Annotated in this window: 10 protein-coding genes; 7 read left to right on the forward strand and 3 right to left on the reverse strand. The window is 42.0% G+C overall.

The genetic code is table 11. The annotated features are described in order from the left end of the window. The first annotated feature begins 1,276 nt into the window (after positions 1–1,276). Positions 1,277–1,999, forward strand: a complete 723-nt coding sequence (locus LC586_RS23500; protein ID WP_229487075.1) for a VOC family protein — start codon at positions 1,277–1,279, stop codon at positions 1,997–1,999. 696 nt (positions 2,000–2,695) lie between these two features. After that, positions 2,696–4,408: an ABC transporter ATP-binding protein/permease gene (locus LC586_RS23505; protein ID WP_229487076.1), complete on the forward strand. Its 1,713-nt coding sequence runs from the start codon at positions 2,696–2,698 to the stop codon at positions 4,406–4,408. On the opposite strand, the gene LC586_RS23510 is transcribed toward LC586_RS23505, so the two are convergent. Further along, on the reverse strand, positions 4,388–4,765 hold the full coding sequence (locus LC586_RS23510; RefSeq protein WP_233715667.1) for a type II toxin-antitoxin system VapC family toxin: 378 nt from the start codon (positions 4,763–4,765) through the stop codon (positions 4,388–4,390). The two genes, LC586_RS23505 and LC586_RS23510, sit on opposite strands and share 21 nt — an antisense overlap. Positions 4,766–4,770: 5 nt before the next feature. Continuing rightward, positions 4,771–5,001 (reverse strand): type II toxin-antitoxin system Phd/YefM family antitoxin, encoded by a 231-nt coding sequence (locus LC586_RS23515; protein WP_229454164.1) that lies wholly within the window; start codon positions 4,999–5,001, stop codon positions 4,771–4,773. A gap of 87 nt (positions 5,002–5,088) precedes the next feature. On the opposite strand from LC586_RS23515, the gene LC586_RS23520 reads away from it, so the two are divergent. The 4 genes from LC586_RS23520 to LC586_RS23535 are packed head-to-tail and all read left to right on the forward strand — an operon-like array spanning position 5,089 to position 7,854. Continuing rightward, positions 5,089–5,409, forward strand: a complete 321-nt coding sequence (locus LC586_RS23520) for a hypothetical protein (RefSeq protein WP_229487077.1) — start codon at positions 5,089–5,091, stop codon at positions 5,407–5,409. Further along, positions 5,406–5,771, forward strand: coding sequence for an aspartyl protease (locus LC586_RS23525; RefSeq protein ID WP_229487078.1), 366 nt, complete (start codon positions 5,406–5,408; stop codon positions 5,769–5,771). Before LC586_RS23520 ends, LC586_RS23525 begins: the two co-directional genes overlap by 4 nt. Next, positions 5,761–7,563: an ABC transporter ATP-binding protein/permease gene (locus tag LC586_RS23530; RefSeq protein ID WP_229487079.1), complete on the forward strand. Its 1,803-nt coding sequence runs from the start codon at positions 5,761–5,763 to the stop codon at positions 7,561–7,563. Before LC586_RS23525 ends, LC586_RS23530 begins: the two co-directional genes overlap by 11 nt. Positions 7,564–7,605: 42 nt before the next feature. Further along, positions 7,606–7,854, forward strand: coding sequence for a hypothetical protein (locus LC586_RS23535; RefSeq protein WP_229487080.1), 249 nt, complete (start codon positions 7,606–7,608; stop codon positions 7,852–7,854). On the opposite strand, the gene LC586_RS23540 is transcribed toward LC586_RS23535, so the two are convergent. Continuing rightward, a complete protein-coding gene (locus tag LC586_RS23540) occupies positions 7,851–8,336 on the reverse strand; it encodes an AMIN domain-containing protein (RefSeq protein WP_438822928.1) in 486 nt (161 codons plus the stop codon). The two genes, LC586_RS23535 and LC586_RS23540, sit on opposite strands and share 4 nt — an antisense overlap. Before the next feature lie 643 nt (positions 8,337–8,979). Here LC586_RS23540 and LC586_RS23545 point away from each other — a divergent pair. Beyond that, on the forward strand, positions 8,980–11,802 hold the full coding sequence (locus LC586_RS23545; RefSeq protein WP_229487081.1) for a non-ribosomal peptide synthetase: 2,823 nt from the start codon (positions 8,980–8,982) through the stop codon (positions 11,800–11,802). The last annotated feature ends 41 nt before the right edge of the window (positions 11,803–11,843 follow it).

The raw sequence follows: 11,843 nt of genomic DNA on the forward strand, positions 1-11,843 counted from the left end.
TTTCATTTCTTGCCACTGAAAATTGTTACAGCGAATTTCATCGGAATTGAATACAAGAGTTGAGGAACAGCACTGCCATACCCCGACGATGGGCTTCTACCCAGTTGAAAATGGCTGTAAATCCAGTGCTAGACACCCTGAGTCAAGCAAAAACTAAGTTAGGAGCCACGCCAAAATAAACTACCTGTTTTATTTATGAAAAACCTTGATTGTCAAGGCTTGCAGTTTTGAAACGGTATAGCTTATTCGTGCATAACACCTTGATTAGCTTTTAGTTGAGAAATATTGTTGATAACAGAACTATACCATAAACAATACCACAACCGTATTTAATCGGAAATATGAATTATAAAATTTAAGTAAAGCCTTTTTGGTTATATGCATTGCAGCAGATTGGCAATTAGTGCAAAATTTGCATGAAGCGTAAAAATAAATAGTAGACATCTCCAGAAATGCACCCCACCCCGCCAAAGCTGTGCTTTGTCTCCCCTTGCTAAGGGGAGCAGGGTGGTTTCATACAAAGAAAGAAAAAACTCTATCGAGTTGGTTAGAGAGTGCGCGTTGTGCTTGAGGAATAGTTCGGAAACCGAGTTTGCGCGCGATCGGAATGAAAAAGTTGTGTAAGATAGACCAATTCAAAGAAGACTTTCCACCACGGCAGGGCTGTTTCATTCGATAAGATCATGATTTTGTCAAGAGTATAAGCGAGAAATTTAGGGGACTTTGTAATCGAAAAGCTACCACTTCAACGGATAAATTTAAGTGCGATCGCCATTTTCTTGTTCAATCAGATTTTTTAGTCACCTGATTTATTTGCTCGAAACGCTTGTAAATCAGCGCCTTTTAGGGAATGAAACAGCCCTGGGATTAAGGGGGGTAAATGTAAAAAGAAATTCGACTTGTGTGTACACCGGAGCAAGATACCCGTGCTGACAACTAGGGACTTGACAAAAAATCCCATTTACGTGTTAACTGAGAATAATTACTAGTTATTTTAATATTTAGTTAAAAATGCTGGCATGGTTTTTGCTTTATCAGGAGGCTTGTCTGATTAATAAAATTGGTAATTTTTACAAAACAGACATAAATTTCAGTTTGCATATTGTACTGAATTTTAGTAGCAAATATTACTAAAAACATTTGCTGTTTAGCCAGTTGAAAAAGCAAAGTTAGATTTAGATGTATCAAAAAAATCATCACAATAGCTTACACAGTCAGGGTTTTAACTGAATTATTTGATTTACGTATTTTTACATTTAGCAGTGCAAATTTTTACATGAAAACTCAGTTGCTGATTTCGATAAATAATTCCTTGCTAGAAGTTGACCACATTTTTATTTGTGTTGAGGATGCACCTCAAGTTGAGTTCTTTGAGCGAGCAGGGTTGATGTTTGCCAGTCCTCCTGTGCAGCAGGCAGAACGAGGTACAGCCTCACAGATTCTCTTTTTTGAGAACTTTTATCTAGAATTTATCTGGGTTGAGGATGAAGTAGCCGCTGAAATCTATGCTGTCCGCACAGGCATAGACTTTTTGGCGCGATCGCATTGGCAACAAACACAAATCTCTCCCTTTGGCATTGCCCTGCACCAGCAGTATCGCGCTACATCCTCGTTGCAGGAGGATGAACTTCGGCGATCGCAACCCCAAAAGACAGAACTACTGTTAAGTTTTTCCAGTGATAATTTAGTCACACAAACTGAACCCCTATGCTTTGTCATTCCTGATGCGATCGCCTTACCAACTTTATTAAAAAACTTTCCCAACTTCCAGAAACAGTTTGTGTCTCATCCACTAGGGCTGAGAAAAATGACACGAATAGAGGTAACTGTTACTCATACTTACCCTCTAACTCAACCTCTAGCACTGCTAGTAGAGGATGGAGTAGTGCAAGTTGAGCAGGGAATTTCCCCATGTCTAGAGTTGACCTTTGACAATTATATGCAGAGGAGTATATTAAATGCGCGAGCGATCAGTATTCCTCTAGTTTTAAAATTTTAGTATCGCTGCTTTTTCAGTTAAGAAAGAAGATAAAGCATAAAAATTGGTTATAGATTTTCACTCCTGACTCTTAAACTACACTCATTGGCGTTCTCTGTGCGCCTCTCTTGTCTCTGCATGATCTCAAGTCCGCTCAATTACCCATAATAAAACTACCCCACCCGCCCTATCGGGCATCCTCCCCGATGCTTTGGCTACGGTGTACACACAAGTCTTGTCGCAGCCATATCTTTATTAATAAATCTTGCACTGCGTTTCTATCCCGCCTCGGAATGAATTCCGAGTCTCATAGCTAAAGTCCACGCTTTGTGGACTGAATAATCAATTTAGTCCACAAAGCGTGGACTTCAGCTAAAAGCCGGTGAACTTTAGTTCTGGGCGGGATGTCGGTAAGTGTGACAGTTTAACTCTGACAAAAATGTGGGTAAAAAAGTTGAAACGTATGTGGACAGCACTTGTGTGTACACCGTAGCCGATGCTTTGGGGATGGTTGGGGAGGGGTAATATCATGTCCGCTTGATTACTTATGAAACCCGAAGAACCCCACCCCGCCAAAGCTATGCTTTGTCTCCCCTCCCCGCTTGCGGGGAGGGGTTGGGGGTGGGGTGTAATGACTGTGGTTAGCGTAACTATTTATGCGGACATGATATAACGCGAGAATTATAGGCAAATTACTGGACATCATATGAAATAAAAATGCTAAATTTTCAAATCTGGCAGCAATTTCGGCAAATTATTCAACCTTATTGGTTTAACCAGCTACGTTGGGGTGTAATTTTCCAGTTACTACTCCTAATAGCTTTCTCCTTGGGAAGCAGCACATTCGTAATTTTTGAAACATTACAACGAGGAGAATTGACTTCATCCCTAGCACAGCAGAACGTCAATCGATTTCAGCAAGCAATTGGTTTTTTCTTCAGCATTATAATTGTAAATATTATATTTATTTCTGGGAAAAACTACATCCAAGGAAAAATTAGCCTAGATTGGCGAAAATGGCTAACATCTTACTATATTAATCAATACTTTACCAAACAATCATTTTATCATTTACAGGCTTTTTCTGAGGTTGATAATCCCGATCAGCGCATGGCTGAGGATATTAAAAATGTCACCCAACGACTAATTTTCCTATTAGTTATGTGTCTAGATTCCCTGGTGCAATTAATTGGTTTTATTGGCTTACTGTGGTTTATTTCTCCCATTCTGATGATAACTCTGCTGGTCTATGCAGTCGTTGGTACATTAATCACAACACTAGTCTTTGGACGAGCATTAGTTGGAATTAACTTAGAGCAACTGAAGCGAGAAGCAGATTTTCGCTATGGTTTAGTGCGGATTCGAGACAATGCAGAAGCGATCGCCTTTTATGAAGGACAAGCAGAGGAATCAGCACAAATGAAACAGCGATTTTGGCGCGTGTTTACTAATATCAATCGTCTGATTCGCTGGCAATTCAACTTAAATATTTTTCAAAACGGTTATCAATATTTAACCTTTATTTTGCCCTTTATCATTTTGGCACCTCGAATTTTTTCTCGTGAATTAGAATTGGGGGCTGTTACGCAATCTCAAGCAGCCTTTGAGCGAGTGGGATTTGCACTAGGACTAATTATTACCCAGTTCGATCAACTCAGTGCCTTGACAGCAGGAATTAGACGGCTGACTGAACTTACAACCAAGATGGAAAAGATCACATCATTCCAGCCAGATTCGGGAATTCAGTTGATCGAAGAGACGTATATTGCCGTTAACCATTTGACACTACAAATTCCCGATCGCCAAACCAAACTAATTCAAGATTTATCTATAACAGTATTACCTGGTCAATCATTATTGATTATGGGAGCAAGTGGAGTAGGTAAAACATCCCTATTGCGTGCAATCGCTGGATTTTGGGTAGAAGGAGAAGGTGTGATCGCCAGACCCGCCCCAGACCGCATACTGTTTCTTCCGCAACGTCCCTATATGCCTTGGGGAACTCTCCGCCAACAGTTACTTTATCCCCATACAGAAAAAGCGATCGCTAAAGAAACTCTTCTGCAAACCCTTCATCAGGTTCATCTACCAGATTTAGCTGGCCGTTACGGTGGACTAGATGCCTTTGTTGATTGGTCACGGGTGTTATCTTTGGGAGAACAACAGAGACTCGCCTTTGCCCGACTGCTATTGAGTGAACCAACATACGCTATTCTTGACGAAGCGACAAGCGCTCTTGATGAAGAAACCGCAGCCAGTTTATACCAAAAGTTACAAGAAACACCAATCACTTACATCAGTGTCGGACATCGCACCCAATTGCTGAATTATCATCAGTTTGTGTTGGAATTACGGCAACAACAAGAATGGCAATTGTTTTCAACAAAAGACTATGAAAAAAGGGAAAATCTACCAAAGTCTTTGAATTGAATATGCATCAAAAGCCGAGTCCATTCCCAAGATGGGTACTTGTTCTACTATCGCTTGGGCAATCAACAATCGGTCAAATGGATCTCGATGATGCAATGGCATGGTGGCAACAACCGCAAGATGATCCAATTCGATACTCAGCAAATCCATACTGTTTTGTGTGATTTGCTGTTTCACAAATGTTTGAAGTGGTAAATCAAATCTCAACTTGCCGAGACTATGTTTAATTGCCATTTCCCAAATACTGGCAGTGCTGAACAACTTTTCGTTGTACTCGTCTTCAATTAGTGCTTTTGCTGAAAGGCTGAGTTTAGGGCTATCGGTGACAAACCAAATAAAAGTATGCGTGTCCAGCAAGAATCTTATTCCATATATTCTTTAAAATCTTCCAAAGGTTCATCAAAATCATCTGACATCCATATCAACCCTTTGCCACTACCAGCCTTAGCAGGACGGCGTTTGACTGGCTCTATTGGTGTGAGTTTAACAACAGGTTGCTTGTCTTTGAGAATGACAATCTCCTCACCTTTAAGAGCTGCATCAATGAATTGAGCCAGATGTTCAGAGGCTTCAGCTAGGGTCACTTGTTGCATGAAAATCCCCTTGAAAACTTCCATTCAATTTTAACCTATAGCCCTGGATGTGGGAACATAATAGATATTGATTGGAAAGTGATAACCATGAGCGAAGCACAATCTAGTCGAACAGCACGCCGGGGAAGAATTTTTCCTCACATCCAGTGGACAGAAGAACACAAAGCGCAAAAGAGAGCAGAAGATGAAAATTTTCACCAACGTTGTCAGCTTATTTTTGACCGCGTTAAACCAGAAGTGATTGAAACTCATTACAACTGGTATATGGTAGTTGAGCCAGAAAGTGGAGATTATTTTATTGACCAAGATGAAGAAGTAGCGATGAAAGTTGCTCGCCAGAAGCACCCCGGTACAGTACCATTATTTCTCTTCAGAATTAATGATACAGGGGTTTCGGGAACGATATGATTCAAGGCTGGTTTGGTGATCAGGAGGCTTTGTTTTTTGAGATAGAGCTTGTGACTGCGAATGAGTTAGAGTTAGTTGTTGATGTCATGTTAGATACAGGTTTTTCTGGTTGGTTAGCTATTAACGAGCAAGATTTACAAGGGCTGGACTGGATTTACTTGCAGACAAGAGTACAGCAAACTGCACAAGGGGAAGCAAATTTTAAAATTTATGCTGGTAAGGTAAAAATTAATCGGCAAGAATTTGATATTCCAGTCCACGTAGGACAAGGAGTCACGGAAATTTTACTTGGTCGTCAGTGGTTAAAAACCAGACGCTTAGTGGTAGATATTCAATCGGGAACATTAACACTTGGGGAATAAATTATTTAACTATCGCCTCCTACATCAGTTTTGGCGAGTTGGGAAACTTTACTGGCTTTCACAACAGAGATGGAAGGCAGTTGCACTATTATTGTTATTGCTTTGCCTATCACTGTTGGGAACAGGCTTACTGATTGCAGTGAGTATTTTTTTAGGAGAAATGGAATCTTCCTTAGCAGCAGCAGATAAAAATCGCTTTTACCAAGCAGTTATTATATTTTTTGGGGTGTTATTTATCGGTGTACCGATTATTTCTCTGAAGGTATATATTCAAGGGAAACTAAATTTATTTTGGAGACAATGGTTAACAGATTATTTTCTCAATAAATACTTTTATCAACAGAATTTTTATCGCCTCACCGCCTATTCTGAAATTGATAATCCCGATCAACGAATTGCCGAAGATATTCAAAATTTTACTCAACAATGCCTTTACTTTGCTCTTGTTATATCGGATTCAATTTTGCAACTCATCGGGTTCTCTGGACTCCTGTGGAGAATTTCTCAGCCGTTGATGATGTTTTTAATCATTTACGCGATCGCTGGCACGGTGGTGACAACAATCGCTTTTGGACGGATCTTGGTTGGGATTAACTTGGAGCAACTTAAACGGGAAGCAGATTTTCGTTATGGCTTGATTCGGATTCGGGATAATGCTGAGGCGATCGCATTCTACCAAGGGGAAGTTGTGGAATCTCAAGAGCTTTGGCAGCGATTTGGGCGCGTTTTTAGTAACTTTACTCGCCTAATTCGCTGGCAGTTGGGCTTAGATTTATTTCAGAACAGCTATCAATACATTACATTCTTACTACCAACATTGGTTCTGGCTCCTCAGATTCTCTCTGGTGAGTTAGAAATTGGTGTATCTGCTCAAGCAGGAGTTGCGTTTCGCAGTATTTTGATTGCTTTGGGTTTAATTGTCAGTCAATTTGAGCAACTAAGTGCTTTAGCAGCAGCTGTGACTCGGCTTGACGAGTTGCAAACAGTTATGCATGGCGCACAAAACCCCACCCGTCCTATCGGACACCCTCCCGATGCATTGGGGAGGGAACTAGATTTTCCGGTTTCCCCCCAAAACATTGGGGGATTAAGGGGGGTAATTCCTAAAGGAAGGGATGGTGAGGGGTGTACTGTTCTCAACTGGGTTGAAGATGCTTGTCTGAGCTTTCAGAATGTCACACTCCAAACCCCTGATTATCAAACAGTTTTGGTACAGGATTTATCCTTCACCCTTACTGTTGGGGAATCTCTGTTGATTAGTGGCAAAAGCGGTGTTGGTAAAACTTCCTTGCTCCGTGCTTTAGCAGGGTTATGGGAGGCTGGCTCTGGAACAATCACTCATCCGGAGCGATCGCACCTTTTATTTTTACCCCAACGTCCCTACATGGTTCTGGGCAGTTTGCGACAGCAGTTACTTTATCCCCATTCTGATAGAGTAGTGGCAAAGGATGAACTTTTGCAAGTTTTGCAGCAAGTAAACTTAACTAATTTAGTTGAACGAACTGCGGTATTAGATATAGTTGAAGATTGGGGACGAGTACTATCAGTGGGAGAACAACAACGGCTGGCTTTTGCCCGTTTGCTGTTGCAGTCGCCACAATACGCGATTCTCGATGAAGCCACGAGCGCTTTAGATGAGAACAATCAAACCTTACTATATGAGTTATTACAAAAAACGGACATCACTTATATTAGCGTTGGGCATCGTTCCTCACTGCGCTCTTTCCATCGCTGGATGCTGGAATTACAAGGTGGTGGCAGTTTTATGCTGTCTTTGATTGAGGATGCTTAATTTTGAAAGCGATGCCTACGGTGTTTGCTAGCCTACGCACCTGTGTACTTGATCGCGGTGCGACAAAGTTTGAAGTACTCCAACACGATTTTGGAGTACCTCAACACGATTTTTAAGTACCTCAACACGATTTTTAAGTACCTCAACACGATTTTTAAGTACTCCAACACGATTTTCAAGTACCTCAACACGATTTTTAAGTACCTCAACACGACTTCGAGGTATCTGTTGCTTATACCAAATTGCCTTTGGTTGTCATTTTTAACGCGATCGATATTGAATTGGATTTAATTTCCCGGCGGTGTGGAAGAAGCAGCACCAGCAATGCCAAAAATCAAACCCTCATCTGGACTATCAAACAATTCGACATTTGGTAAACTCGCCTCACCTTTGACTGTAATCCGAATAGTATTGGCATCAAAGTTAGTCACTGTGATTTCCGGGACACTCGGAAGTGGCTTGTTCGAGCGGAATGCAAATGCATTACCGCTTGGTAGGCGCAGTTGAGCGCTGGGAACATCTGCAATATAGTCATTCCCCGCATTGCGATTAACGATTTGTAGCTTATCCCCAAGAGATGTCTGTAAAATTATCTCCACACCCTGATCTGTGCGATTCGCCCTGACTCCTGTAACTGCGGTTATTTCTGGTGTTGGCGACTGCACTAGTATTTGGACGTTATTAGCAGGAGATGTATCTTGACTGTGGGCAGGATTTGTTAATAGTACGAAAAATGAACTTGTTAGCAACAAAACTTTTAGCGATCGCTTCATCTAACTTACACCTGGATTACTCGGCTTTGAGAGAACATCCTATCAATTATTTAGTTATCAATTACCATCGTGGTAACTTTTCACTGATTTAAATCTGCTACCATACGCTTAATAACTGTTTATTGTACTTAAGTAATATCACATTTGATTGTTAGACTACTAGGTTTATTAGTAAAAACTTGCAATAATCTGGTTAAATAATCATAATATAACTTTTTACCACTTGAGTGATATCATGTCCGCTAGATTACTTATTAAACCCGAAGAACCCCACCCCGACAATCGTCGCTTTGTCTCCCCTCCCGAAGAGCTCTTAGGGGCTGGGGGTGGGGTGCAATGACTGTGGAAAATAACTAATTATACGGACATGATATGACTGGCGAAAGTACAGGTGTATATCTGTGTGCAAATTTATAATTCTAGGACTTACGCATTGACAATAAATGCCAAATATGAATAAGTTGAAAAACCATATTTTTCGTAAGGGCTAAGCATTGCTTAGCCCCTACAGCATGGTCTATTGACCATCGCAGGATAATTAATCAAAGCCTGAAACAACGTATTATCGTTAATTCACATCACGATACATTTGTACAGTGCGTAAGTCCTAAATTCTATAACGCAAGAAGTTGGTAACACTGAGATGAATCCCTCACAAGAAAGCATTAATAATCAACTAAACCAACGAATTGCCGCCCTGACTCCAGAACAAAGGGCGCTGTTTGAGCAACTCAAACGCCAGCAAGTTAAGAGCAAGTTATCTATTCCTCGTCGTGGGGCTACGAAAGAATTGCCTCTTTCCCTGGCACAGGAAAGGCTATGGTTTCTGCACCAGCTTGATCCCAATAACCCAGCATACAATATTGCGATCGCCTGGGAGCTAGAAGGTAAACTCGACATTCCGATTTTGCTGGCGAGTTTGCAGATAATTGGACAGCGACAAGAGGTTTTGAGAACGGCTTTTGCTTCTTTTGAAGGCAAACCCTGTCAGAAAATTGCACCAACATTCAACCTAAAATTGCCAGTTATTGATTTGCAAGCTTTACCTCCAACTCAACAGCAGCAAGAAGCCCAACGTTTAGCCATAGCCGAAGCTAGTCAAGCATTCAATTTAAGCATAGCGCCTCTGATGCGGGTGAGATTAATTCGTCTAGCGCCCCAACGAAGCACCCTATTACTAACAGTACATCACATCATCGCTGATGGTTGGTCACGGGGAATTTTGCTGCGGGAATTAGCGCAATGCTATCGGGCACTGGCTTTGAGGCAAAACCCATCTTTAACAGAATTACCGATTCAGTATGCAGATTTTGCTCTGTGGCAGAGACAATCGCTTCAGGGTGAAGAGATGAAAGCGCAATTGGCCTACTGGCAAAAACAGTTAGCCGACTTGCCCATGCTAGAGTTACCGACAGATTTGCCGCGATCGCCTTTACAACAATTTCGCGGTGCGACACAATCAGAACTACTACCCTTGTCGCTTCTGGAATCACTTAAACACCTCGCCCAGCAGCAGGGTGTAACTCTATTTATGCTGTTGCTAGCAGCATTTAAAGTGTTGCTGCATCGCTATTGCGGCCAAGATGAGATTGTTTTAGGAGTACCAAGCGCCAATCGCAATCGTTCAGAAGTTGAACCACTAATCGGCTTTTTCGTCAACACTCTAGTTTTACGTACAGATTTATCTGGCAATCCGAGCTTTCACACCGTCTTGGAACGGGTGCGAACAACAGCAGCAGAGGCTTTTAAGCATCAGGATGTTCCTTTTGCCAAGGTAGTAGAAGCGCTACATCCAGAGCGTGACTTGAGTCATAATCCCTTAGTGCAAGTCATGTTTCAGGTGCAAAACGAGGCATATCAGTTGCAGAATGACTCCACCTTGAACTTACTACCAGATTTACAAATTCAGCAATCTTGGGTAGAAACAGGTTCAACCAAATTCGATTTGACTTGCCATTTGGTAGAACGCTCCCAAGGGTTGTTGATGGTGCTGGAGTACTGTACGGATTTATTTCATCAGCAAACCATCGCCCGAATGATTCAGCATTTGGGGGTTTTATTAACAGCAATTGTCACTAATTCCCAACAACGCCTATCGGAATTACCAATTTTGACTTCTCAAGAACGGCGACAAATCTTAGAAGAATGGAATCAAACCCAAGTTAATTATCCCCAACAATGGCTGCATCAGCAATTTGAGGCTCAGGTAGAAAAGACACCGGAAAATGTCGCTGTTATTTCACCCCACCCCAACCCTCCCAATGCTTTGGGGAGGGAGAGTGACAGCAGGGAACTAGATTTTCCGGTTTCCCCCCAAAACATTGGGGGATTAAGGGGGGTAATTCCTGGATACAAGGGGAGTGAGGTAATAACCTATGCAGAACTCAACAGCAAAGCCAATCAACTAGCACATTATTTGCGATCGCAAGGTATTACCACAGAGTCTTTAGTGGGGATTTATTTAGAGCGATCGCCTGAATTAATTATCGCCCTATTAGCAGTCCTCAAAGCTTCTGGAGCATACATTCCCCTAGATAGTAAATTGCCCCGCGATCGCTTGGCGTATATGCTGGCGGATGCTCAACCAGCCATACTACTAACAACAGATGCATTTGCCGCTCAGTTACCACATTCTTGTCAAGTGGTTTGTTTAGACAAAGATTGGCCAGTTATCGCCCAAAATCCCGAACACAATCCCGTCAACCTCGTTGTGGGCGACAACCTGGCATACGTGATTTACACCTCCGGTTCCACAGGTACACCCAAAGGGACAATGCTCACCCATCGAGGATTAGCGAATTATTTGAACTGGGCGATTAGAGCATATCCTCTGACAGCAGGGACAGGAGTACCTGTACAATCCTCAATTAGTTTTGATGCCACAATTACCAGCTTGTACAGTCCTTTACTAGTTGGGAAACCACTAGTTTTATTACCAGAAGCCGAAGAAATCGAAGCACTAAGTAACGCCCTCAATTCCCAAACTAATTTGAGTCTCGTTAAACTCACCCCCGCCCATCTAGGCATTCTCAGACAGCTTTTGCCCCAAAAAACCCTCTTCGGGCATCCCCAAGCATTAATTATTGGCGGGGAGGCTTTGAGTAAACAGCACTTAGAATTTTGGCAAACCCATTCTCCCCAAACAAAGTTAATTAATGAGTATGGGCCGACAGAAACAGTTGTTGGTTGTTGCACTTACGATGCCACACAAACACCAACAACCTCAAATAATATCCCTATCGGTCGTCCTATTGCTAATACTCAACTTTATATTTTAGACCGCTATCTGCAACCTGTTCCCGTGGGTGTACCGGGAGAACTTTATATTGGTGGTGATGGGGTAGCGCGGGGTTATTTAAATCAACCAGAGTTAACAGCAGCAAGAAAGAGCCAATCGTCAGCAGTAGAGTTAGGGGAGTGGGGAGTAGGGAGTAGGGCAGGGCAAACGCATCTAAATTACTCTTGATCGCAACGAAGGTTAAAAACTAACGGAAAAATCTTTCCTTT

Source organism: Nostoc favosum CHAB5714 (assembly GCF_020829495.1).
Classification (GTDB): Bacteria; Cyanobacteriota; Cyanobacteriia; order Cyanobacteriales; family Nostocaceae; genus Nostoc; species Nostoc favosum.